The organism is Seonamhaeicola sp. MEBiC01930, assembly GCF_045277075.1.
Taxonomy (GTDB): Bacteria; Bacteroidota; Bacteroidia; order Flavobacteriales; family Flavobacteriaceae; genus Seonamhaeicola.
Genome location: NZ_CP104270.1, coordinates 1,815,395 through 1,839,196, shown reverse-complemented (window position 1 = coordinate 1,839,196; position 23,802 = coordinate 1,815,395). Strand labels below are relative to the sequence as shown.

The 23,802-nt window shown below is 33.4% G+C and carries 22 protein-coding genes; 12 read left to right on the top strand and 10 right to left on the bottom strand.

Annotated features, from left to right (window positions below; all coding sequences use genetic code 11):
* Nucleotides 1-5: 5 nt before the first annotated feature.
* Nucleotides 6-4,385 carry a DNA polymerase III subunit alpha gene (gene dnaE / locus N1F78_RS08035; RefSeq protein ID WP_406682644.1) on the bottom strand — a complete coding sequence of 1,460 codons (4,380 nt, stop codon included), beginning with the start codon at nt 4,383-4,385 and terminating at the stop codon, nt 6-8.
* A gap of 145 nt (nt 4,386-4,530) precedes the next feature.
* On the opposite strand from dnaE, the gene N1F78_RS08030 reads away from it, so the two are divergent.
* From N1F78_RS08030 to rimM, 3 genes are all read left to right on the top strand, one after another.
* The gene (locus N1F78_RS08030; protein ID WP_406682643.1) at nt 4,531-5,595 is read left to right on the top strand and encodes a lactonase family protein; all 1,065 of its coding nucleotides are present in this window, start codon (nt 4,531-4,533) and stop codon (nt 5,593-5,595) included.
* 85 nt (nt 5,596-5,680) lie between these two features.
* Complete coding sequence (locus N1F78_RS08025; RefSeq protein ID WP_406682642.1) at nt 5,681-6,196, top strand: 30S ribosomal protein S16; 516 nt, start codon at nt 5,681-5,683, stop codon at nt 6,194-6,196.
* Nucleotides 6,197-6,321: 125 nt separating this feature from the next.
* Nucleotides 6,322-6,846, top strand: a complete 525-nt coding sequence (gene rimM, locus N1F78_RS08020; protein ID WP_406682641.1) for a ribosome maturation factor RimM — start codon at nt 6,322-6,324, stop codon at nt 6,844-6,846.
* 8 nt (nt 6,847-6,854) lie between these two features.
* On the opposite strand, the gene N1F78_RS08015 is transcribed toward rimM, so the two are convergent.
* A complete protein-coding gene (locus N1F78_RS08015; protein ID WP_406682640.1) occupies nt 6,855-7,322 on the bottom strand; it encodes a hypothetical protein in 468 nt (155 codons plus the stop codon).
* A 130-nt stretch (nt 7,323-7,452) separates the two neighbouring features.
* Here N1F78_RS08015 and N1F78_RS08010 point away from each other — a divergent pair, with 130 nt between their 5' ends.
* Nucleotides 7,453-8,169, top strand: coding sequence for a tRNA1(Val) (adenine(37)-N6)-methyltransferase (locus tag N1F78_RS08010; protein ID WP_406682639.1), 717 nt, complete (start codon nt 7,453-7,455; stop codon nt 8,167-8,169).
* Here the strand turns inward: N1F78_RS08010 and N1F78_RS08005 are convergent, their stop codons facing one another.
* Complete coding sequence (locus N1F78_RS08005; RefSeq protein WP_406682638.1) at nt 8,170-9,474, bottom strand: amino acid permease; 1,305 nt, start codon at nt 9,472-9,474, stop codon at nt 8,170-8,172.
* Between the two features lie 75 nt (nt 9,475-9,549).
* On the opposite strand from N1F78_RS08005, the gene N1F78_RS08000 reads away from it, so the two are divergent.
* From N1F78_RS08000 to N1F78_RS07970, 7 genes are all read left to right on the top strand, one after another.
* Nucleotides 9,550-10,638, top strand: a complete 1,089-nt coding sequence (locus tag N1F78_RS08000) for an SRPBCC family protein (RefSeq protein WP_406682637.1) — start codon at nt 9,550-9,552, stop codon at nt 10,636-10,638.
* Nucleotides 10,639-10,768: 130 nt separating this feature from the next.
* A complete protein-coding gene (locus N1F78_RS07995; RefSeq protein ID WP_406682636.1) occupies nt 10,769-11,947 on the top strand; it encodes an acyl-CoA dehydrogenase family protein in 1,179 nt (392 codons plus the stop codon).
* A 146-nt stretch (nt 11,948-12,093) separates the two neighbouring features.
* Nucleotides 12,094-15,546, top strand: a complete 3,453-nt coding sequence (locus N1F78_RS07990) for a hypothetical protein (RefSeq protein WP_406685651.1) — start codon at nt 12,094-12,096, stop codon at nt 15,544-15,546.
* A 110-nt stretch (nt 15,547-15,656) separates the two neighbouring features.
* Nucleotides 15,657-16,028: a hypothetical protein gene (locus N1F78_RS07985; protein WP_406685650.1), complete on the top strand. Its 372-nt coding sequence runs from the start codon at nt 15,657-15,659 to the stop codon at nt 16,026-16,028.
* A gap of 81 nt (nt 16,029-16,109) precedes the next feature.
* The gene (locus tag N1F78_RS07980) at nt 16,110-17,141 is read left to right on the top strand and encodes a transporter (protein ID WP_406685649.1); all 1,032 of its coding nucleotides are present in this window, start codon (nt 16,110-16,112) and stop codon (nt 17,139-17,141) included.
* Nucleotides 17,142-17,209: 68 nt separating this feature from the next.
* Nucleotides 17,210-18,109: a metallophosphoesterase gene (locus N1F78_RS07975; protein ID WP_406685648.1), complete on the top strand. Its 900-nt coding sequence runs from the start codon at nt 17,210-17,212 to the stop codon at nt 18,107-18,109.
* A gap of 8 nt (nt 18,110-18,117) precedes the next feature.
* Complete coding sequence (locus tag N1F78_RS07970; RefSeq protein ID WP_406685647.1) at nt 18,118-18,912, top strand: DUF1853 family protein; 795 nt, start codon at nt 18,118-18,120, stop codon at nt 18,910-18,912.
* A gap of 34 nt (nt 18,913-18,946) precedes the next feature.
* Here the strand turns inward: N1F78_RS07970 and N1F78_RS07965 are convergent, their stop codons facing one another.
* The 5 genes from N1F78_RS07965 to N1F78_RS07945 all read right to left on the bottom strand — a co-directional run bounded on the left by N1F78_RS07965 (nt 18,947) and on the right by N1F78_RS07945 (nt 21,774).
* Complete coding sequence (locus N1F78_RS07965) at nt 18,947-19,453, bottom strand: ferritin (protein WP_406685646.1); 507 nt, start codon at nt 19,451-19,453, stop codon at nt 18,947-18,949.
* 86 nt (nt 19,454-19,539) lie between these two features.
* Nucleotides 19,540-19,842 (bottom strand): hypothetical protein, encoded by a 303-nt coding sequence (locus N1F78_RS07960; protein WP_406685645.1) that lies wholly within the window; start codon nt 19,840-19,842, stop codon nt 19,540-19,542.
* 36 nt (nt 19,843-19,878) lie between these two features.
* Nucleotides 19,879-20,208 (bottom strand): ferredoxin, encoded by a 330-nt coding sequence (locus N1F78_RS07955; protein ID WP_406685644.1) that lies wholly within the window; start codon nt 20,206-20,208, stop codon nt 19,879-19,881.
* A gap of 182 nt (nt 20,209-20,390) precedes the next feature.
* Nucleotides 20,391-20,633 (bottom strand): NifU family protein, encoded by a 243-nt coding sequence (locus tag N1F78_RS07950; RefSeq protein ID WP_406685643.1) that lies wholly within the window; start codon nt 20,631-20,633, stop codon nt 20,391-20,393.
* Between the two features lie 4 nt (nt 20,634-20,637).
* Nucleotides 20,638-21,774: a P-loop NTPase gene (locus tag N1F78_RS07945; RefSeq protein ID WP_406685642.1), complete on the bottom strand. Its 1,137-nt coding sequence runs from the start codon at nt 21,772-21,774 to the stop codon at nt 20,638-20,640.
* 162 nt (nt 21,775-21,936) lie between these two features.
* Between N1F78_RS07945 and N1F78_RS07940 the strand changes: the two genes are divergently transcribed.
* Complete coding sequence (locus tag N1F78_RS07940) at nt 21,937-22,773, top strand: hypothetical protein (protein WP_406685641.1); 837 nt, start codon at nt 21,937-21,939, stop codon at nt 22,771-22,773.
* A 66-nt stretch (nt 22,774-22,839) separates the two neighbouring features.
* On the opposite strand, the gene N1F78_RS07935 is transcribed toward N1F78_RS07940, so the two are convergent.
* Both N1F78_RS07935 and N1F78_RS07930 read right to left on the bottom strand, forming a co-directional pair.
* On the bottom strand, nt 22,840-23,169 hold the full coding sequence (locus N1F78_RS07935) for an MGMT family protein (RefSeq protein WP_406685640.1): 330 nt from the start codon (nt 23,167-23,169) through the stop codon (nt 22,840-22,842).
* A 3-nt stretch (nt 23,170-23,172) separates the two neighbouring features.
* A complete protein-coding gene (locus N1F78_RS07930) occupies nt 23,173-23,802 on the bottom strand; it encodes a LysE family transporter (RefSeq protein WP_406685639.1) in 630 nt (209 codons plus the stop codon).

Genomic DNA, 23,802 nt, shown 5'->3' with positions numbered 1-23,802 from the left:
AAAAATTAATTTAGTTTAAAATGAATATGTTGTGCTTCTAATTCTGAGATTAATTCTTGAGAAACTTTCACCTTTTGTTTTCTACTAGGCATATTTAATTTCATCTTCTCTTTTGCATCATAAACCAAAAAATTCAAAGCCTGATTTCCTGGATGCAAACTCAATAAATCTTTAATCTTAATGATTTTTTCTTCTTTAAGATCATTTATATCTAACTGAAGTGATAATTTTTTTGCATAATTTTCCATGACGTCTTGCAATAACTGAAAATTATTGAACTGCAATCTTGGGTCACTCTTCTTTCCTGTATCCTTATTAACCCATCCTTCACGTACAAATGCTTTTACAAAAACAAAGTTATTTACCATTAAAAAGTGCCTGAATTTTAAATACTCTTCACCAAAAATTCTAAATTCATAACTATCGGTATAATCTTCAACTGTAAATAACCCCCAACCTTTTCCTTGTTTACTAACTCTATGCTGCACATCGGTCACCACTCCTCCAAAAACCAATTCTCTATTTACATAAGGATGCAAATCATTAAACACGCCTACAGCTGCATTACAAAAGGTTTTCATTTCTGTTTTAAAATCATCTAATGGATGGCCAGAAATATAAATTCCAACTACCTCGCGTTCTTTAGATAATTTTTCCATTGTTCCCCAATCTTCACATGGAGGAATAGTTGGTTCTGCAATTTGTACTTCACTAGATTCGCCAAACAAGCTCACCTGAGCAGAATTTTCATTTTCCTTATGCTTATGCGCATATTTAATTACCATTTCTAAAAAAGTAGCATCATTTTCTTTATGAAAATATTGTGCTCTATGAGTATTTCCAAACCCATCAAAACCACCTGCCAAAGCCAAATTTTCAAACGCCTTTTTATTTGCTGCCCGTAAATCTATGCGTTTAGCAAAATCAAAAATAGATCTATATGGTCCGTCCTCTCTATTTTCTACAATAGTCATGACCGCTCCATGACCAACTCCTTTTATGGCTCCCATTCCAAAACGAACTGCACCATCTTTATTTACAGAAAACTTATAATAGCTTTCATTAACATCCGGTCCTAGTACATTTAATTTCATACGCTTACATTCCTCCATAAAAAATGTAACCGATTTTATATCATTCATATTATTAGAAAGTACTGCCGCCATATACTCTGCAGGATAATGCGCTTTTAAATACGCAGTTTGGTAGGCAATCCACGCATAACAGGTAGAGTGCGATTTATTAAACGCATAACTAGCAAAGGCTTCCCAGTCTTTCCATACTTTTTCTAGTATTTTGGCATCATGTCCATTTGCACTGGCCTGTTCAATGAACTTAGGTTTCATTTTATCAAGTACCGCAATCTGCTTTTTACCCATAGCCTTACGGAGTACATCTGCTTCACCTTTGGTGAAATCTGCCAAACTTTGAGACAACAACATTACCTGCTCTTGGTATACTGTAATACCATAAGTTTCCTTTAGGTATTCTTCCATAGCGGGTAAATCATAGGTAATCTCTTCATCACCATGCTTTCGCCGAACAAAACTTGGAATATATTCCATTGGTCCTGGACGATACAAGGCATTCATTGCTATTAAATCTTCAAACACCGTTGGTTTTAAATCACGAAGGTGTTTCTGCATACCTGGAGATTCGTACTGGAATACCCCAACTGTTTCACCTCTTTGAAAAAGCGCATAGGTTACTTCGTCATCTAAAGGAAAACTTTCAGGGTCTAATTGAATATCGTGCTTAGCTTTTACAATTTTTACGGTATCCTTTATAAGAGTTAAGGTTTTTAATCCTAAGAAATCCATTTTTAATAATCCGGCATCTTCAACAACCGAGTTATCAAACTGAGTAACATATAAATCGGAGTCTTTTGCTACTGAAACCGGAACGAATTTGGTAATATCGTCTGGTGTGATAATCACTCCACAGGCATGAATCCCTGTATTACGCACAGAGCCCTCTAAAGCCCTAGCCGTATTCACAGTTTTTGCTTCTAAATCAACTCCTTCTGAAATATTTAAAAGCTGATTAACCTTTTCTAATTCTTCTGCTCTAAACTTACTAGCTAACCCTTTTTCATCTAAACCAAAAATCTTATTAAGCTTAGACATATTAGGAATCAGCTTCGCAATTCGATCAGCGTCAAATAAGGGTAAATCCAATACACGTGCAGTATCACGAATTGACGATTTGGCTGCCATAGTACCATAAGTAATAATTTGTGCTACCTGGTTGGCACCATATTTTTCAATAACATAGTCCATAACACGGCTTCTTCCCTCATCATCAAAATCAATATCAATATCGGGCATACTAATACGGTCTGGATTTAAGAATCTCTCAAAAAGCAAATCATACTTCATGGGGTCAATATTGGTTATCCATAAACAATACGCCGCAACTGACCCTGCTGCTGAACCCCGCCCAGGACCTACCGATACATCCATATTTCGAGCTTCACGAATAAAGTCTTCTACAATTAGAAAATACCCAGGGTACCCAGTATTTTCAATAACACTAAGCTCGAAATCTAATCGTTCCGTAATATCTTCTGTAAGTGGTTCTCCATAACGTTTTTTTGCACCTTCATAAACCAAATGTTTTAAATAGGCATTTTCTCCACGCTTACCTCCATCAGCTAAATCTTCTTCATGTTTAAATTCATCCGGAATATCAAAGGCAGGTAATAATACATCTCGAGCTAATTGGAAAGCTTCAATTTTATCGGTGACTTCTTGAGTATTTAAAATGGCTTCGGGTAAATCTTTAAAGAGTTTCTTCATGTCATCAGAAGACTTAAAGTAATACTCCTGATTTGGTAGTCCGTAACGGTAACCGCGACCTCTTCCTATTGGTGTGGCTTGCTTCTCACCATCTTTTACACATAATAAAATATCATGCGCATTAGCATCTTCTTGATTTTGATAATATGTGTTATTGGACGCAATTAGTTTAACCTCGTGTTTTCTTGCCAATTTCACCAATGTTGTATTAACCCGATTTTCATCTTCTTGGTTATGACGCATCAGCTCCATATACAAATCTTCTCCAAACTCATTTTTCCACCAAACCAAAGCCTCTTCCGCTTGATTTTCTCCTATGTTCAACACCTTGCTTGGCACCTCTCCATATAAATTACCTGTTAAGACAATAACATCTTCTTTATACTGCTGAATGAGTTTTTTATCTATTCTAGGCACATAATAAAAGCCATCAACAAAGGCATGAGATGATAATTTTGCCAAATTATGATAGCCGTTTTTGTTTTTGGCTAATAACACAATTTGATAACCATTATCTTTTCGAGATTTGTCTTTATGATCTTCACATACAAAAAATTCACAACCAATAATTGGCTTTATTAATTTCTTATCTGTTGACTCTCCTTTTTCTTTGGCATCAGCAATTGCAGCTTCAATACCTTTGTTTTGTTTATTTACCGCATTTATAAAATGAAATGCCCCCATCATGTTTCCATGATCTGTTAGAGCAACGGCTGGCATATTGTGAGATTCGGCAGCGGCCACCACATCTCCAATACTCATAGTAGATTGTAGCACAGAGAATTGAGAGTGATTATGCAAATGCACAAAATTAACGTCTGTTAAATCTACATCTAAAGAAACATCATCTCCAATATTTTGAGATTGTTCTAACTTTTCAAGACGCTTTTGAATCTTACCACTTTCTTGTTTTAGGTTAATATGCTTTAACCCTATTAGCTGAATAACATTAGGATTAGCCTCTCTAAACCTAGTCTGATAATCATCTTCTACATCAAGCTGTTCTTTAGTATATTCACCCAAACGTACTAACTCTAAAAAACAACGTGTTGTTGCTTCAACATCCGCAGTTGCATTATGTGCTTCAGCAAAAGGCGCATTGAACAAATGCTCATGTAACTCTGTAAGAGTAGGTAACTTGAACCGCCCCCCTCTACCGCCAGGAATTTGACAAAGATTAGCTGTGTGTTCAGTACATGTATCTAAAATTGGGAGTTCTTGTAATTTATTGGCAATATCACCGCGTACAAATTCTGCACCCATAATGTTCAAATCGAACTTAACATTCTGCCCAACAATAAATTTGGATTTTTCTAAAACAGCATTGAATTTTTCAAGAACCTCACTTAAGGGCACACCTTGTTCTGTTGCCAATTCAGTAGAAATACCATGAATTTTTTCGGCATCATACGGAATATTAAACCCCTCAGGTTGCACCAAATAATCTTGATGTTCAATACAATTCCCCATGGCGTCATGAAGCTGCCATGCAATTTGAATACACCTTGGCCAGTTATCTGTATCAGTTATGGGCGCATCCCAACGTTTTGGTAATCCGGTAGTTTCAGTATCGAAAATTAAATACATGCTCTAAATTTATGTGTTGATTTGTATAATCGTTCTAAGAAAAAACGAAGTGTATAAAAATACATATCAATATTGATATTATAACCTCAAGTTATCATGAGTTGTAAACAAAAAACTCTACTTTAGAGTTTCAAATTACACCTTTATGAAACTTAAACTATTAATAATTATATTTTCTATTCCTTTTCTTAAAACCAAAGCTCAAAATATAGATTTATATGTAGGCACTTTTAGCACTGAAGGTATTTATAAATACACTTTCAACACTACAACTGGTAATTTATCAAATAAAACATTAGCTATTAAAACTGACAATCCAACTTTCATCACATATTCTAAAGACAGAAAATATATTTATTCTGTTAATCGGTCTTCCGACACAACAAATCACGATTTTGTATCTGCCCTTAAAATTAATAATGATGGTAAACTAACCTTATTAAATTCTGTGGATAGCCACGGAAAAGGTCCGTGTCACATCTCTATTAATACAGCTGGAAACAAAATTGTCATTAGCACTTATTTTGGCGGTACTGCCTCTATACTCAATATTAACAATGATGGTACTTTAAATGAGGCTTCACAAACGTTTAATCACAACTCTAAAACAGAAAAATCACATGCGCATTCTGCTCAATTTTATAATGACAATTTATTTGTTTCTGATTTGGGAAGAAATGCTATTTATCAATACAAATTAAAAAGTAATAACTATATTCTGAAATCTGAAACCATTGTTAAAATGAAAGGCAACCCCGGACCTCGTCATTTTTCTTTAACTAAAGATGGACAATATATCTATATAATCAATGAATATGGTAATTCAATTACTTCCGTTAAAAAAACCGATTCTGGATTCAAAACTATAGATGAAGATTCTACTTTAGATAAGAATTATAATGGCGAAAGCTATTGTGCGGATATTCATTTATCAAATGACGAACGATTCTTATATGGTTCTAACCGAGGTGAAAATTCTATTGCTGTTTTCAAACGAAATCTTAAAACAGGCACCATTGTCAAAATACAAAACATAAGTGTACAAGGAAACTGGCCAAGAAACTTTACAATAGACCCAACAGGTAAATTTTTACTTGTAGCCAACCGAAAAAGCAACAATATAGCTGTTTTTAAAATACATCCAAAAAACGGAACATTAACCTTCTTACATAAGGAAAAAGCCTGTACTCCAGTATGTCTATTATTTTAGCTAATTACTTGAAAATTAAAAATATTAGAGTATCTTTGCGCCCTCATTAATAACCGAGGTCGGGAACCTCAAATAATTAATTACTATGCCAGTAAAGATTAGATTACAAAGACACGGTAAAAAAGGGAAACCTTTTTACTGGATTGTTGCCGCGGATTCGCGCTCAAAAAGAGATGGTAGATACTTAGAAAAACTAGGTGCTTACAATCCAAACACTAACCCTGCAACTGTTGAACTAGATGTTGACGGTGCTGTAAAATGGTTACAAAATGGTGCACAACCTACTGATACTGCAAAAGCATTGTTATCATACAAGGGTGCTTTATTGAAGAATCATTTAGCAGGTGGTGTAACAAAAGGAGCTTTAACTGAAGAGCAAGCTGAAGAAAAATTCAAAGCTTGGGTAGAAGAAAAAGCTGCTAAAATTCAAGCTAAAGCAGACGGATTATCTGATGCTGATGCTAAAGCTAAAGCGGATGCATTAGCTGCTGAAAAAGCAGTTAATGAAGCAAGAATTGCTGCTGCTGCTCCTGTAGTTGAAGAAGAAGAGGCCACTGAAGAGGTTGCCGCTGAAGCTGATGCTGCAAAAGAAGAAGAGTAAAAAATTAAATTTTTTATACTTTTAAACTCCGATAATTCGTTATCGGAGTTTTTTATTTAGTTAAACCTTAATACTATTTGTAAAACCCTAAATCTTGTTCAGGATTACAAACCAAGATATTTGTCATGAAAAAGGATGATTGTTTTTATTTAGGAAAAATTGTAAAAAAATATAGTTTTAAAGGTGAACTATTAGCTAAACTTGATACAGATCAACCCAATCTTTATGAAAATTTAGATGCTATTTTTGTAGAACTTCGCAATAACTTAGTTCCTTTTTTCATTGAAAAATCTCAACTTCATAAATCTAATTTATTACGTATTAAATTTGAAGACGTGAATTCTGAAGAAGATGCAGACGCTTTAATGAAAAGCGAGCTGTATTTACCGTTAGAATTTTTACCGAAACTTGAAGGCAATAAATTTTATTTTCATGAAGTTATTGGATTTAATATAACCGATAAGAAACATGGTGATATTGGTATAATAAAAGCCATTAACGACTCTACAGCTCAAGCTCTTTTTGAAATTGACAAAAACGGTGTAGAAATTCTTATTCCAATGAATGACGAATTCATCATAGAGGTTGACCGGAACTCTAAAACAATACTAGTAGAAACCCCAGAAGGTTTAATAGATTTATACTTATAAATCTAATCTTAATCTAAGTTAACTGGAGCAAGCGCTTCTATTTCACCTCTTTCAATAATATGCAATCTAGCCTGTAGGCTATCTCTTTGTTTTAATAATAACCTGCAAAGAGACAAGGGTAAATTTATTTGAGAAAGTAATTCATCATACTTATTAATACTTAAAATTTCAATTTCATACACCTTAACATAAAAACCAGGATCATTTTCTATTTTAAAGTATTTCCTAAAATTCAAACGCATTAAATGAAACTTTCTTTTTATTGCTAATGCGTTAGCCTCACTTTTTTCAATCTTAGATAATTCAATTTTTAAAAGGTTGACTATCTTTTCTCGTTCTTGTCCTCTTTCTGTGGCATAGGTTTTATTATGACTATTTACTAAGCTTTTACTAGCTCTAACATAGGCATTTTCTACCTCTTCATTCAATATTATTAATTCATTTAGTCTCTCAAGAATATGATTTATCTGTTTCAAAACTTTAATTTTTTACTGTAACAATATACGTAAATACAACTCTTAAAAGATTTTATAATTATTAAGTTTTAAAATAACTTTTCAACAATTAACAATATTTTTTTACTATTGCTAATTCTTAAAGCAAAAAATGTCTAATAACCCTTTCCAATTCAAACAATTTAGTATTAAACAAGATAAATGCGCCATGAAAATAGGAACCGATGGTGTTTTATTGGGAGCTTGGGCGTCATTGGATAAAAACCCGTTTTCTGTTTTAGATATTGGAGCAGGAACCGGAGTAATAGCCCTAATGCTTGCTCAACGTAGTTCGGCAGAAATTATTGATGCCATTGAAATTGATGATAAGGCTTATGAGCAATGTGTAGACAACTTTGAACAATCTAACTGGGGAGACAGACTGTTTTGTTATCATGCTTCTTTAGAGGAATTTGCAGATGAAATTGATGATAAATATGATTTAATAATTTCAAATCCGCCTTTCTATTCCGAAGATTATAAATCTGAAAACAACTCTAGAGACTTGGCGCGTTTTCAAGATGCCATGCCCTTTGACCATTTAATTGAAAGCGGCGCTAAACTACTTTCCAAAGAAGGAAGCTTTTGCGTGGTTATCCCCTTTAAAGAAGAGGAGGGTTTTATTCAATTAGCCTTAGAATATAATTTCTTCCCGATTAAAATATTACATGTAAAAGGAAATCCGTCATCTGAAATAAAGAGAAGTTTTATGGAGTTTTCATTTCATAAGAGCGAAATAAAAAAGGAAGCATTAATTATTGAAACAGGACGCCACAAATACACTCAAAACTATATAAATTTGACTAAAGATTTTTACTTAAAAATGTAATTATTTTCTTTTATTCCATTGCATTAGAACATAAACGGGGATTCCTAATAGCAATAATAACAACCCAAATAAGGCACTTTCTTCTCCAGCGCCATAAATAGCCCAAAGCGAATAAGTAATCCCTAGCAAACTTAATGTTAGTACTTTAATCCAGTTTTTAACTGGAATCTTTCTTTCAATTAAAACAAGAACATAGGCCGCCGATACAAACAAATACGGAATAAGGTTTGCAAAAACAACAATGTTTGCAATAAATTTAAACTGATCTACAAGCCCATCAGACAAATTCATTAGCATAATAGCAGTAGTAAGTAAACTTCCAATAATTAATCCAAATACAGGTGCACCATTTTTATTTAGTTTCCCAAATATTCTTGGATACAGTTGATCTTGGGATGCAGCCATTGGTATTTGACCGGTAAACAGAACCCCAACATTGAGGCATCCTATTGCTGAAATCGCAACTCCTCCGGCAACAAAATATCCTCCTAAATCTCCGCCAATAAGCCTTGCTGCATCGGCAAATGGCGATGCGGATGAAGCCAATTCATCCATAGGCAAAACACCGAAAAGGACGAATGTGCTTAAAACGTAAACCATTGCTACAATTATAGTTCCAATTAAGGTCGCCTTAGGAATTGTCTTTTCAGGGTTTTTTATGTCTGCGGCAGGAACAGAAGCACATTCCAAGCCTAAAAAAGCATATAATGTTGCAGCCGCAACAATTGGCAATACTGAAAAATCATTTTTACCTGTTAAATTAAATGCTGGAAAATTATCAATATCAAATAAAAATAGCCCCATTATAATTACAAAAAATAGAGGCAATAATTTTAGAACTGTTGTAATAACTTGAAATTTTCCTGAATCTTTAATTCCCCTAGCGTTAAGACCTGTCAGAAACCAAATTAATGACAGCCCTATTAGCACCCTTATAACACTATCGCTTTCAAGCACTGGGAAAAAAAAGCTCAAGGCACCAACAACAGTTATTGCCAGCGCTGCATTGCTAACCCAGATTGCTATCCAATATCCCCAAGCTACCAAAAAACCTATAAAGTCACCAAAACCTGCTTTAGAATAGGCATAAGGGCCTCCACTTTTATCTTTAATTATTTTACTAAAATTACCGAAAATCTTTGCCAAAATTAATGCTCCACATGCCGTAAACAACCAACCCAAAAAACTTATGCTACCATATGGAGCAAGAATAGCAGGTATAACAAATATTCCTGCTCCAATCATACCTCCAATTACGTATGATGTAGCAGTTATCAATCCTATTTTTTGTGACTTTTGATTCATTTGGTTGGGTTAAAAGCAGCAAAATTTAAATGAGTAAATTTAAGAGCGAAAAGCGAATGTACAATTAAATAAGTTATGACGAAGAAATATATTATTGATTCAGATATTAGAAAAGCTGAAACACTTCCTGCCAATTTTTATAAAGATGAAAATACATTCGAAGCGATAAAATCCAATGTATTTCTAAAATCATGGCAATTTATTGGTGATGAAAGTTTATTAGAAGAAAGGCTTTCTGTACATCCATTTTCATTACTAGAAAACTACCTTTCCGAACCTTTATTACTTACAAAAGATGATGACAATAAGATACACTGCTTATCCAATGTATGCACACATCGTGGCAACCTTGTAGTTTTAAAGTCTGGAAAATCTAAAAAACTAACTTGTGGTTATCACGGTAGAAGATTTAACCTTAAGGGCAAATTTGAGTATATGCCAGAGTTCAAAAGGGTCATCGATTTCCCCAAACCATGCGATAATTTACACGAACTTCCTTTATTGAAATGGGGAAGCTTATTGTTTGTTGGTTTAAACCCTCTGTTTAATTTTCAACAAGTTATTGATAAAATGAATGAACGCATTGGATTTCTTCCTTTTGATAAATTTGTACTAACAGAATCTTTAAATAAAGATTTTATTGTAAAAGCACATTGGGCATTATATTGCGATAATTTTTTAGAAGGGTTTCATGTGCCTTTTGTTCATAAGGATTTGGATGCTGTGCTAGATTATGGTAGTTATAAAACTGAAACCTACCAATATTGTAATCTTCAAATTGGATACACAGACGAACCCAAAAATACTTTTGATTTACCAGAGAATCATATGGATTATGGCAAACATGTAGCTGCCTATTATTACTGGGTTTTTCCTAACATGATGTTTAATTTTTATCCATGGGGATTATCACTAAATATTATCCAGCCATTAACTAGGGATAAAACAAAAGTTTCTTTTATATCTTATGTTCTTGATGCATCCAAATTAGAAAAAGGAGCTGGCAGTGGCTTAGAAAAAGTAGAAAAAGAAGACGAAGCCATTGTTGAGAATGTTCAAAAGGGAGTTAATTCTTCATTCTATAAATCTGGCAGATATTCTCCAAACAGAGAACAAGGTGTTCATCATTTTCATAGTTTACTTACTCGATTTTTAAATATGTAAAATTCTTTAATAAATTGCTTAAGGATTCAGTTGCTTTACTTAAATTTGAGTAGTAAATAATATTGAATTATTAAAAATACAGTGTTTTTATTAATAATACTATTTAAAAACCTATTAAATTCTACTCTTTATGAAACCAGATTTGTTTGAGGCTCCAGACTATTACAACTTAGACGAACTTCTTTCTGAAGAACATAAATTAGTTAGAAATACCTGTAGAAAATGGGTAAAACGCGATGTTTCCCCTATCATTGAGGAGTACGCCCAAAAAGCAGAATTTCCCACTCAAATTATAAAAGGTTTAGCAGAAATTGGAGCCTTTGGCCCTTATATCCCCGAAAAATATGGTGGCGCTGGTTTAGATCAAATTAGTTACGGCCTAATAATGCAAGAAATTGAAAGAGGCGATTCTGGTGTACGCTCTACTGCATCGGTGCAATCTTCTTTGGTTATGTACCCCATTTGGAAATATGGTAACGAAGTACAAAGGCAAAAATACCTACCCAAATTAGCTTCAGGCGAATGGATGGGATGTTTTGGATTAACTGAACCCGACCACGGAAGCAACCCTGGAGGCATGGTTACTAACTTTAAAGATGTGGGTGACCACTATGTTTTAAACGGTGCAAAAATGTGGATTAGCAACGCCCCCTTTGCTCAAGTGGCTATAGTTTGGGCAAAAAATGAAGAAGGGCGCATACATGGTTTAATTGTAGAACGGGGAATGGAAGGCTTTTCAACACCAGAAACCCATAATAAATGGTCTTTACGTGCATCTGCTACTGGTGAACTCATTTTTGATAATGTAAAAGTGCCTAAAGAAAACTTATTGCCTAATAAATCTGGTTTGGGAGCTCCTTTAGGTTGTTTAGACTCTGCAAGATATGGCATTGCCTGGGGTGCTATTGGAGCAGCTATGGACTGTTATGATACAGCACTTAGATATAGTAAAGAACGTATTCAATTTGACAAACCTATTGGTCAATTTCAATTACAACAGAAAAAATTAGCTGAAATGATTACCGAAATAACCAAAGCACAACTGCTCACATGGCGCTTAGGGGTTCTTAGAAATGAAGGTAATGCTACTTCGGCTCAAATATCAATGGCTAAACGCAACAATGTAGATATGGCTCTAAATATAGCCAGAGAAGCCCGTCAAATACTAGGAGGCATGGGTATCACAGGCGAATACTCCATAATGAGACACATGATGAATCTAGAAAGTGTTATTACATATGAAGGCACACACGATATTCATTTATTAATAACCGGATTAGATATTACCGGGCTGAATGCTTTTAAATAATATCTTCCAACCAACTTTTTCCACTAAAACGTTATCGTAAAAATATAATGATAACATGACTTTTGACAGGTTTTTTAAATAATACTGGTTCTAACTTTGTAGCAAATATTCGTAAGGTTACGAGCAAAAATCAAAGTTAGAAAATCATGGAAGAATCAAGAAAAGACATCATCCAATTTATCAATTTGCAATTAGCAGCAATTGGACAACCTGTTTTTAAAGACAAAGAAGGAAGTAAGAAAAAATTTTGTGACCCTGAATTTGAAAAAACAACGCGGCCACTTATCATGAGTCTTAGAGAAAAATCAAGACTTTTAGCAGACCACTTAAGTCCTGCAGACTCCAGAATACAAGCTTTTATTGACAGTTATTTAAAAGATGTAAAGGTTAACAAATCTTATAAGTTACCAAATAACACACTAATACTTTCTAAAAAAGGACAAGCAAGAGAAGCAAGTTTACCACCTGATGGCAACTCATTTGAAAGTAATTTGGTAAATTCTAAACGGTTAAAACAAGGTATTCTCAACAACCCATTACACGATAAAAGAACAACTAAAGGAACGTTTCATATTGTTGAAGGACCACTACCTGTTCCTTTAGATAAAAAAGAAGTTCCTAGAGTGGTATTAGCCCATTTCTTAAATGAAGCTTTCAAACCATCTGAAGACTTAAATACGCTTCCTTTTACATCAAATCAAAAAGAGAAAGCAAAAACCATGGTTTCTATGCTTTTAAGACCTGTGGTATGTCCAGAGGTAAAAGGTGTTATTTCTGAAAAAAGGTTAGAAGTTCGCTTTTTCGCACCAGGTTCTCTAGTAAGTAATTTAGATTTTGTTGAGAACATTTTTGGAAATGCTGGCAACCCTAATTTAGCACATAATGACGCTGCATTAGACCCAGAACACTGGACAGGTCATTCTGGGTGTATAATTCTGGCACCTCAATTATTAAAACTTAAAAAGAAAGACGTAGGTCTTCCTCACTTTGATGCTGCTACAGACCGCCAGAAAAAAGATGGTATGTGCTGGCAAAAAGAGAATGAACTTTATAATGATGGTGGCGCTTTTAAAATTACCTGTAGAGATGAAAGTGGTGTTGTTGTTACTTTAATTGCAGATAACTATTACGGTTATTCTAAAAAGGAAATCAAAACACAAATTAGCTACTCTGCCAACTTATATGGTGTATTAGAAGAAGAACATGCTGGTGGAGCCATTGCCTATGCGAGAAGGGTTATGGGAGACTCTGTTAATTGTAATGACTACAGTGAATATTATGGTTTAGACCATACATTTGAGGATGTAAAAACCTTATTAGGGGACCGAATTACAGTTAAACCGGAAAATTATGCCATTGACAATACCTACCCTAATATAGTTTACATACCAGAATCGTCATATTTCAACACAAATACCAATAGCATCTCATGGAACTACAAGGGCAAAGAACAAAAGCTAAAGTTATCGCCTTTTAAAACCTATGTACATCCTTCTGGAAATAAGCTAAGGTTAGAAAAGCATAAATCTATTGATTTATGGCGCATGGTAGAGACCTACCCAGAAGGTGTATTCTGTCATAAACCTTGTACAGTATCTGGTGGTGGAAAATCAGAGATTTCTAAATCCATGCAGAACGCCATTACCTATGGCAGATTTAACATTCACAACATAGAAGAGGATTTCAAAAAAGCTGATGAGATTATTGAATTTAATTATTCTACAAGATGGAAAGTCAATGATCCTAACAGACCAAAATCTAGATCATTCTTAAGTGAAAAAAGAACTTTAGGCTCTGTTGTAAAGCTATTAACCCCTTCAGAAGAAAACTCCGATGAGTTCAATGAATGGTTAGAAAACATTCCTGTACATATTCGTTCGTTAGTACTATTTGTAAAAAGATTATTTAGACAAGCCCATGGTGCTAACCTTAATTGGAAAGACATGATGTCTGTGGACATAATCAATGGCGTTAAGGGAACTACTTTATTATACAATAATAACCCAGTTGTAGGTAGCTATGTACGTATAGGTTTTAATCAACAAGGTAATTGGATGCTTAACAAGTTGCGTTCTGATTTTTCTGCTAGTGAAAAAATTCAGACTGAAGATGATATTTCTGCATCAATAACGCTTCCAAGAAATAGGTTTAAAGATTTAAATCCTGAATACACAAATAAAAGTGTAAAAGTATTGGTAAACTGTGAAGCGCATTTGTTCCAAAGACCAGATGAAGCTATAGTTAGAGGTTACGATAAAGGTGCCGAGTTAGATATCATTTCAGATGGTAGATTCCTAACCAACTATGAAATGTTGACAAAAAAGGATGCCATTGAGATTTATGAAGACACAATTAATTATGACAAATACACGCAACCTGTACAAGATTTCATAAAAGAAATAATTAATAGCGATGACGAGGATATACAATTTGTATTACCATCCCACCCAAGAATCATAGAAGATGGTTTACCTACTAAAAACCCTCGTTATTTAGAGCCAAATAGATTTTATAAGGAAACCGAAGCCTCTTACATCTCAGATATGGGGGTTCGTTTAAAACGAAAAATCAAGCTTGAAGATCCAGTAATTCATACAGTAAATGCTGTTTTACCTGGTAGAAGAAATAATCCTGTGGATAAGGCAAATGGAATTAGACCCTTAGCGGTTTACAACCCTATCCACTACCAAGAAACGCCAGAGTTGTTTATGGATTTTGTTTGTAGTTTAACAGGTAAATCACCATCAACTACAGGAGCTGGTTCTGAAGGTGCATTAACCAAGGCTCCGTTTAACATGCTAACACCAACAACAGACCTAAATAATGCTTTATTATCTCATATATTAACAGAATCTAACGGATTTAGTACAGCAGCTGGTTATGTTGGTGCAGAAAACAAAATAGACCACGATGTAAGTTTATTGATTCCTGAAATTTGGGCAAGAATGGCACCAGAAGACAGAGACCCTAACAACTTAATTGCTAATGGATCTTTAGAGAAAATTGAAGATTTTGAGTATAACGGACAAAAAGTGTTAGCAAGTCGATTAGGTTACAGGATTACTAAAACATTCTCTTTATTATGCCTAAACAGAATATTTGATGAACCTACTGCAGTGTTTGACAAAAGAATGTTAAAGCCAGAGCTACAAGGAATGGAAGACTATGTTGATGGCATTAACAATATTGTAGAGGCACAACAAAAAGTAGCAATAAACTACTTTGAAGATGGTAGTGTTGAAGCAGCAATACCTCCTTTAAAAATATTGTTACACATTATGGCTTATGGCAATTATGAAGGTAAAGACATTAATGACCCAGAATTGCGACAATATTTTGACAGAAACTATGTTTTAAATTCGGACTGGTACAAAGAAAGATTAGCTTTAAAACAGCAAAAGGACATTAAATACTATGGCTCTCAAATAGATTATTTAGAAGCATTTATTCAAGACGCTAATAATGAAGTTTTAGCAAAAGAACTGAACATTGCCCAACGTTTAGAAACCGTTAAAGAATTATTCAATAGAGTAAGCTCTAAAGATTACCTTGACAATTTAGTAGGAACCATTGGTTCAGACCCATTGTTTAAAAAGTAACAAAAATTGTAATTCACCTAAAACTAATTACCTGCAAAAAGCTTTAAATTCACAAAGTTTCTTTTGCAGGTAATTTTGCTTTTATACTTTTGTGCAAAATTTAAAAAGGCTTGCATAAAACTACTGCTATATTTTTAGTTTTCTTGTATTTGGTTGCAATGTTAAGACCTATTCAACCTTGCCTTGAATATGTGCTTAACCAAGACTATATTGCAGAGTTTTTATGTATTAATAAAGATAAACCTGAACTTCAATGTAACGGGAAATGTCATCTGGTAAAAGAAATTGAAAAGCAACAACAGCAAGAACCACTATCTGCCTTATCAATTTCAATGGAAAATTACCCAATTGGTTTTGTATCCATTTATAAGCTCAAAAGTCTGTTGATTTTCTATAAAAACAACAAAACACACTATTCTTATAATCAATTATATCATTTTGATTACCTAGAAGCATGTTTTCAACCTCCCGATGTTGTATAATTACTTTGTAATTATTCTTTATTTCTAAGGTGAGTCATCCATAGAAATCATTACTTATTATTTCAAACTTAAAATTATACAATGAAAATACAATTATTCATTGCAATACTGTGTGTTGCAAATACATTAACTTTTGCTCAAGAAGAAAAACATAATCACGATGAAAATCACTGGACATCTGGGAGACCAGATGGACACGCGCCAATATCTGTAATGGGAGACCATGTTCACCACAAAGGAGAACTTATGTTCTCTTACCGTTATATGACTATGGATATGCGCCAACTTAGACAAGGCACTGATGATGCTACAAACATGAATGCTTTTGCTAATTATATGGTTGCACCACAAACTATGACTATGAGCATGCATATGCTTGGTGGTATGTATGCGCCTTCAGATAAGTTAACATTTATGGTCATGGCTAATTATATTGAAAATGAAATGAGCCTACAAATGATGTCTGGAATGTCTTTTAACACAAACTCTAGTGGGTTAGGTGATGTGAAATTTAGTGGACTTTACAGTTTCTTTAATAAGAATAGAAAGTCATTACACGCTGAAGTTGGCGTTACCATTCCTACAGGAAGTATTGAATCTAAAGATGTAACGCCTATGTCTATGAGCAATGACATACAGTTGCCTTACCCAATGCAGCTGGGAACAGGTTCTTTTGGTTCTATTTTAGGATTAACCTATCTAGGACAATGTGACAAATTCTCATGGGGTCATCAATTAAGAGCTCAAATTAATTATTTAGATAATGATCAAGATTATAAATTTGGCAACCAGTATAAATTAAATAACTGGGTAGCTGTAAAAGCTGGAGATAACATTAGTGTTTCTTTAAGGTTAGAAGGAGCCTTAGTTGATGAGATTGATGGCGTTAGTAATTTATTAAATCCTATGATGGTAACAACTGCTGACACCACTAATTCTGGGGCTACTTTTATTAATTCTGGTTTCGGATTAAATTACATTATTAATAAAGGTGCTTTTAGAGGCTTACGTTTTGCTGGAGAAATTAGCACACCGCTTTACCAAGATTTAAATGGTATTCAATTAAAACAGAACTACAATTTAACTTTTGGATTACAGTACGCAGCTCACTAAACCTTTTATCTAAACCAATAATTAAAAGCGTTTCTTTCTAGAAACGCTTTTTTGTTTACATTTACTTTATGTTTTCATCTAGAAAAAGATTAGATCACGCTTATAATAATGCTAAAACTGTTGAATTTAATGATGACAGTAAATTCATTTTGTTTAGTGATTGTCACCGTGGCGATAATAGTTTTGCTGATGATTTTGCTAATAATAGAAACATATACTTTCATGCACTAAAGCATTATTATAATGAAGGTTTTCAGTATTTCGAATTAGGTGATGGCGATGAACTTTGGGAAAACCTAACCTTTACTTCAATTTTAAATGCTCATAAGAATGTTTATATGCTCATGAAAAAATTTCATAAGGATAACAAACTTCATTTGATTTGGGGAAACCATGATATGGTTTACCGAAACCCTAATTATGTAAAAAAGCATTTATCTACTTATTTTGACCCTAAAATTGGAAAAGAAGTTGAACTTTTTGGAGATATAACCTATAACGAGGCTATTATTTTAAAACATTCTGAAACTGAGCAAGAACTTTTTTTAACTCATGGTCATCAAGCAGATTGGTGGAATTTTTTATTCTGGAAATGGAGTAGGTTTTTAGTTAGAATTCTATGGAAGCCTTTAAATGTTATGGGAATTGCAGACCCAACAAGTCCTGCAAAAAACTATAAAGAATTAATTAAAGTTGAAAGACGTGCCAAAAAATGGATTGCTGAAAACAATAACCTTTTAACCATTTTTGGACACACGCACAGACCCCGCTTTCCAGAACCTGGAGACATAGCTTTTTTTAATGATGGTAGTTGTGTTCACCCACGCAGCATTACAGGTTTAGAAATAGAAAACGGAGCCATCTCATTAATTAAATGGCATATAGCTACCAAAGATAATGGTACTCTACAAATTGTTAGAACTTTATTGGAAGGTCCTGTAAAATTGATTAATTATAGAACTGAATAAATTTAAGAATGCTCCAAAAAAGGTACGAAGGCTTTTTAAATACTCCTTTCATATGGCAAAACAATGCTGTTTTTAATTTAACGCAATTCAATATTGAAACCCTTGCTACTAAAGTTGATTTTCAAATTGATGAAAAGCTAAGATTAGGAAAGTATATAGAACGATTAGTGTCTTTTGAGCTTAGTCAACATCAAAACATTTCTATTCTAGCAGAAAACATTCAGGTCCAAAAAGACAAAATCACTTTAGGAGAATTAGATAGTTTATTACTTAAAGACACCCAACCCATCCATTTAGAAATCATTTATAAATTCTACCTGTATGATGCCGCTGTTGGAACTACAGAAATTGACCATTTTATTGGACCCAATAGAAAAGACTCCTTAATTGAAAAGCTGGTAAAGTTAAAAGACAAACAACTGCCTCTGTTGCATTTTGATGCATGTAAACCCTATTTAGAAGCTTTAGGGTTAAATGCTAAAAACATAACTCAACAAGTTTATTTTAAAGCACAATTATTTTTACCATTTACAAACCAAAATATTCAACTTAAAGAACTAAATAACGAATGTGTTGTTGGTTGCTACATTACCAAAAACGAGTTAGACCATTTCAAAGACCACAAGTTTTATATTCCTGAAAAGAAAGACTGGTTAGTAACACCTTACTCTAACATTAATTGGGTAACCTTTGAAAGCTTTAAAACCACTGCCCGAAATTATTGCTCAGAAAAATACTCAACACTTTTTTGGATTAAATTTAAAAATGGGGTGTTAAAAAAAATGTTCCTAGTTTGGTGGTAAACTAGGAACATTTAATATCTAAATAACTTGAAATTTATTCAGTAGGTAACCTTTCATCTATCATCTTTAATGGCATACCTTCCATTAAATCAAAAACATCTAAAATACTTCTAAATTTATCTTCTTCCTCAGATTGTTCTTCAATAAACCATTGTAAAAAGATTTCGGTAGTGAAATCACTTTCTTTTCTGGCAGATTTAAAAATATTAAAAATAGATTCTGTAACCGCTATTTCTTGATCTAAAGATGTTTCATAAAGCCCTCTTAAACTTTCAAAGTCATTATTTACATTTTCAACACTTGGTGATATGGCACCACCACCGTTATCATTAATAAACGTAAATATTTTCATGGCGTGTTCACGCTCTTCTTCGGCTTGTTTATAAAACTGGGCTTTGCTATTTAAAAGTTCGCGCTGATCGCACCAAGATGCCATTGCTAAGTATGAAGCAGATGCTTTCATTTCCATAGCAATTTGATTATTTAATAAATCCATTATTACTGGACTTATTGTCATTTGTTTTCTGATTGCTGTATTCATTTATTTCCTTTTTATCAAAGTTACGACAAAAAAGAAGGCTCTATTAGGGGTGCTTAAAATTTAAAGCAAGTCTAAATAAATATAACCTAAATTAATACTCTGGTAGGAGCAAGGAAAAATAGTTCAATTTCTTCTTTTAACTGAAGTAGCTGAGGAATCTCTAAAAAAACAAGATGTTGCTTATCTGCAACAAAAAGCAAAACAAAATTTTCGTTATCAATAATTCTATTAAGAGAAGTAAAGCTTGTTAAATTATTTATTTTACGCCTTAACTCAAGCATTTGTGGAAAACTTAAGCTAATGGTTTTATTCGGCGTAATTAAAACATATTTACAAAAAGTAGATTGTTTTATTTGATAACTATCTTGTATACTATTTTCGCAACTCATGACGCAAAGTTAATTTTTATTTAGAACAAATAAAAATTAACTTTCAGGAGCTAATTCAACTTCAAGACCTTCCATTTCAGGCGTCATTTGTATTTGGCAACCTAGCCTAGAATTATCTTGAACATCAAACGCTTCAGACAACATAGCCTCTTCATCATCACTCATTGGAGGCAAATCATTATTACTATTCACATAACACTGACAAGAAGCACACATAGCCATACCTCCACAAACACCAATGGTACCTTCTGGAGCAAGTTCATAAGAACGAACTACTTCCATTAAATTCATTGCCATATCTGTAGGTGCTACAACATCATGTGTTACACCATCTCTATCTGTTATTTTTATATTTATGTCTTGCATGATAATCTATTTACTGCCTTAGGCATATCACAATTCGTGCCGCAAATTTAAGTGAAGAATTTGAATTAACTAAATCTTTTCCCTACTAATTTAATAGGAATTAAAAAAAATAAGTATTTGTTAAAATAAAAAAGCTTTTTCTGAAAAAAGACAACATTTTTAAACGGATTTATAGTAAAACCCTAAGCATCTATATTAACAACCTCTTCTATTTGAGGCGCATGTTTTTTGATGGTCATTTCAACACCAGACTTAAGTGTCATTTGATTAACACTACAACCAACACAAGCACCTTGAAGCTGTACTTTTACTAGTTTATCATCTTCAATTGATAGCAATGAAATATCACCGCCATCACTTTGTAAAAACGGACGAATTTCGTCTAACGCTTTTAAAACATTTTCTTTTAATTCCTCTGAAGTCATACTCTTATTTTTTAACCGCTGAACAACCGGCCATAGTTGTTATTTTAATTGCCTCTGTTGGGGGTAAATCATCATTTCTTCGCACTACCTCCTGCACTACACTTTGGGTAAGCTTTTCAAAAGCCAGTTCTAATAGTGTTCCTGTTTGCAATGCAGCCGGACGCCCAACATCTCCTGCTTCTCTTATACTTTGTACTAGAGGTATTTCTCCTAAGAAAGGCACTTTTAAATCTTCTGCCAAATTCTTAGCACCCTCTTTTCCAAAAATATAATATTTATTATTTGGCAATTCTTCAGGAGTAAAATACGCCATATTTTCTATAATTCCCAAAACGGGCACCTTAATACTGTCTTGTTGAAACATTGCAACGCCTTTCTTGGCATCAGCCAATGCTACATTTTGAGGCGTACTAACCACTACTGCTCCAGTTATTGGTAATGATTGCATGATACTTAAGTGAATATCACCCGTTCCTGGTGGCAGATCTAATAACAAAAAGTCCAACTCTCCCCAATGTGCATCAAAAATCATTTGGTTCAATGCCTTGGCAGCCATAGGGCCACGCCATACAACAGCCTGATTTGGTTGAGTAAAAAATCCTATTGATAATACTTTAACTCCATAATTTTCAATTGGCTTCATTTTAGATTTTCCATCAATATTAACTGCCAAGGGTTTTTCGGCTTCAACATCAAACATAATTGGAATAGATGGCCCATAAATATCGGCATCTAAAACACCAACCTTAAAACCCATTTTAGCTAATGACACAGCTAAATTAGCGGTAACAGTAGATTTACCAACACCACCTTTACCCGAAGCTACTGCAACAATATTTTGAATTCCAGGAATTGGCTTTCCCTTAATTACATTTGCTTTAGGTGTAACAGGTGCATCTACCTTTACATTTACTTTTATTTTTGCCTTTTCATAAACCTTTTCATGAATAGTTTTTAAAATATCAACTTCGGTACGTTTTTTTGCTTGTAAACTTGGGTTAGTAATTGTAATATCTACAATTACCTCATCACCAAAAGTCACTACGTTTTTTACCGCACCACTCTCTACCATATTTTGTCCTTCTCCCGGAACAGTAATGTTCTCTAGAGCCTTTAATATATCTTGCTTGTTAAGCTTCATTTAATTCAGATTAATTCTAAACAGCAAAGATAATTAATAAAGACGGAAGACGGAAGACACAGGCTAGAAGTTTTACTTATTGTGTTATATACAACATCTACTACAAATAGGAAAATGGTACGATTTGTGTGCAGTCAAAACCATACTTATAAACCCTTGCCAATGCTACAAAAATTACTTTTACTTTTATTCTTCCTTATTTCTTTTGCTAGTTTATCTCAAAGCAAGATTCAAAAATCAGAAGAAAGTCTTAAAAAAGATTCTAGCAGTTCTTATACTACGGCTCAAAGCAGCTGTAGTAATAGTGATGATGATGAAAGTTTTGGTAGGGTACTTTTTGCCGAAACCATAGGCAGAGTCTTTATTTCTATTTTCGCCCACACAGCTTACGGCATATTAGTTGAGACTCCTTTTGAAAAAAACAATCCAAGCAGTTCTGCTATATTGACTAAACAACCTTATTTTAAATCTAATATTGGAAATTATAATTACGAATGGAACAATAGTTCTGCAGTAGGAAGAACCACCATTTCATCAAGATATGTTTTTGAAAATTCAACACTTAATGGCAACCATTTGAACGCTGATTTAAGATTTTACAATAAGCTAGCTTTAGAACTTAATTACCTTCAACTTTGGGAAAACCATCCTAATTTTGGACACCACACCTTGGCTATTTATACCGCTTTGGCAAAATACCATAGAGTTAGAACCAAACAATTTGATGCATGGTGGGGAATAGGAACATCTTACGTTGATGGAAATGTTGACAGCCTAGGTTTTACGATTGGTCTAGGTGCTGAAATTTTCTTTGGAAAACCCATAAGCCTTGAATGTAATTTCAATCACACGCTTTTAAACGACAACTCCTTTAATAAATTTAATGCTTTAATTAATTATCACATTAATCAGTATAAATTAAATACTGGCTATGAGTCTTTAAAAATTGGAAATCAAAAATTTTCGACGGTTAGTTTAGGTATAAGTTTGTCCTTTTGATTTGTAATTATTTGAAAAAATAGGAAATAATTAAATTTAGATTCTGAGATAAATTCAACATGACAATCAGAGTTCTTTAGAAGGGTCCCAAAAAACTTTATCAAAATCTTGAATTTGACTATCAATTACTTTAACACCTTCATTCTCTAAAAGCTGTTGCATAAGATTGGTGCCATCAAAATGATGTTTACCCGTTAGTAATCCTTTTCTATTTACAACTCTATGGGCAGGAACGTCTTTATCATGTGACCCGTTCATTGCATAACCTACCATACGTGAACTTCTGGCAGCTCCTAAATGTTTCGCAATAGCACCGTAACTTGTTACTCTTCCATAAGGTATTAACCTAGCAACCTTATAAACTTTATCAAAGAAACTTAAAGTCTCAGGTTTCATAAATTATATTTCTTTTAGAATATTTATTAAAGTTACTATAGAGATTATGCCCGTAATTCCACCAATAATATAATTCATATTCTTTTGAGAGGTAAATGCTTTACTTTTAATCTTATCAAAAAAGAAAATATACATATATAGCATCACAAAGGTTCCGGAAGTCGAACCTGCAACATAAGAAATGATATTTATTTGTTCAAAACTTAACCAACCAAAAGATGCTAAAGTTATTGTCATATAAGCCTGATAAGGAATAGGAAATACATTTATTGATGACAATAGTAGTCCTTGAAAAAACCTACTATGTTTACTCCTTATTTTTGGTTCAATTTGTTGTTTTGAGGTTGATTTAGCAATAAATAAGAAATAAATTGTGATAAGAACAAATATTACAAAGGCTACCCGCTGAAGTACATCTATAACCTCTGGATGATTACTTAAATAACGTGCAAAAATAGAAGCTATATAAGTTTGAATTGCAACAATTACACAAACACCTATTGAAAATATTATGCCTCTGCCATACCCTTCTTTAAGACTAATTTTAGCGGCTGTCATGTTTAAAAGTCCTGGAGGAATAACGCCAACTAAAGCAATAAACAATCCAATAAAAAAAATAAAAGTAATATTCAA

Excerpts from the sequence above, each read along its gene's own strand:
- dnaE (WP_406682644.1), bottom strand. The coding sequence starts at position 4,385 with ATGTATTTAATTTTCGATACTGAAACTACCGGATTACCAAAACGTTGG.
- N1F78_RS08030 (WP_406682643.1), top strand. The coding sequence starts at position 4,531 with ATGAAACTTAAACTATTAATAATTATATTTTCTATTCCTTTTCTTAAA.
- N1F78_RS08025 (WP_406682642.1), top strand. The coding sequence starts at position 5,681 with ATGCCAGTAAAGATTAGATTACAAAGACACGGTAAAAAAGGGAAACCT.
- rimM (WP_406682641.1), top strand. The coding sequence starts at position 6,322 with ATGAAAAAGGATGATTGTTTTTATTTAGGAAAAATTGTAAAAAAATAT.
- N1F78_RS08010 (WP_406682639.1), top strand. The coding sequence starts at position 7,453 with ATGTCTAATAACCCTTTCCAATTCAAACAATTTAGTATTAAACAAGAT.
- N1F78_RS08005 (WP_406682638.1), bottom strand. The coding sequence starts at position 9,474 with ATGAATCAAAAGTCACAAAAAATAGGATTGATAACTGCTACATCATAC.
- N1F78_RS08000 (WP_406682637.1), top strand. The coding sequence starts at position 9,550 with ATGACGAAGAAATATATTATTGATTCAGATATTAGAAAAGCTGAAACA.
- N1F78_RS07995 (WP_406682636.1), top strand. The coding sequence starts at position 10,769 with ATGAAACCAGATTTGTTTGAGGCTCCAGACTATTACAACTTAGACGAA.
- N1F78_RS07990 (WP_406685651.1), top strand. The coding sequence starts at position 12,094 with ATGGAAGAATCAAGAAAAGACATCATCCAATTTATCAATTTGCAATTA.
- N1F78_RS07980 (WP_406685649.1), top strand. The coding sequence starts at position 16,110 with ATGAAAATACAATTATTCATTGCAATACTGTGTGTTGCAAATACATTA.
- N1F78_RS07975 (WP_406685648.1), top strand. The coding sequence starts at position 17,210 with ATGTTTTCATCTAGAAAAAGATTAGATCACGCTTATAATAATGCTAAA.
- N1F78_RS07970 (WP_406685647.1), top strand. The coding sequence starts at position 18,118 with ATGCTCCAAAAAAGGTACGAAGGCTTTTTAAATACTCCTTTCATATGG.
- N1F78_RS07965 (WP_406685646.1), bottom strand. The coding sequence starts at position 19,453 with ATGAATACAGCAATCAGAAAACAAATGACAATAAGTCCAGTAATAATG.
- N1F78_RS07960 (WP_406685645.1), bottom strand. The coding sequence starts at position 19,842 with ATGAGTTGCGAAAATAGTATACAAGATAGTTATCAAATAAAACAATCT.
- N1F78_RS07955 (WP_406685644.1), bottom strand. The coding sequence starts at position 20,208 with ATGCAAGACATAAATATAAAAATAACAGATAGAGATGGTGTAACACAT.
- N1F78_RS07950 (WP_406685643.1), bottom strand. The coding sequence starts at position 20,633 with ATGACTTCAGAGGAATTAAAAGAAAATGTTTTAAAAGCGTTAGACGAA.
- N1F78_RS07945 (WP_406685642.1), bottom strand. The coding sequence starts at position 21,774 with ATGAAGCTTAACAAGCAAGATATATTAAAGGCTCTAGAGAACATTACT.
- N1F78_RS07940 (WP_406685641.1), top strand. The coding sequence starts at position 21,937 with ATGCTACAAAAATTACTTTTACTTTTATTCTTCCTTATTTCTTTTGCT.
- N1F78_RS07935 (WP_406685640.1), bottom strand. The coding sequence starts at position 23,169 with ATGAAACCTGAGACTTTAAGTTTCTTTGATAAAGTTTATAAGGTTGCT.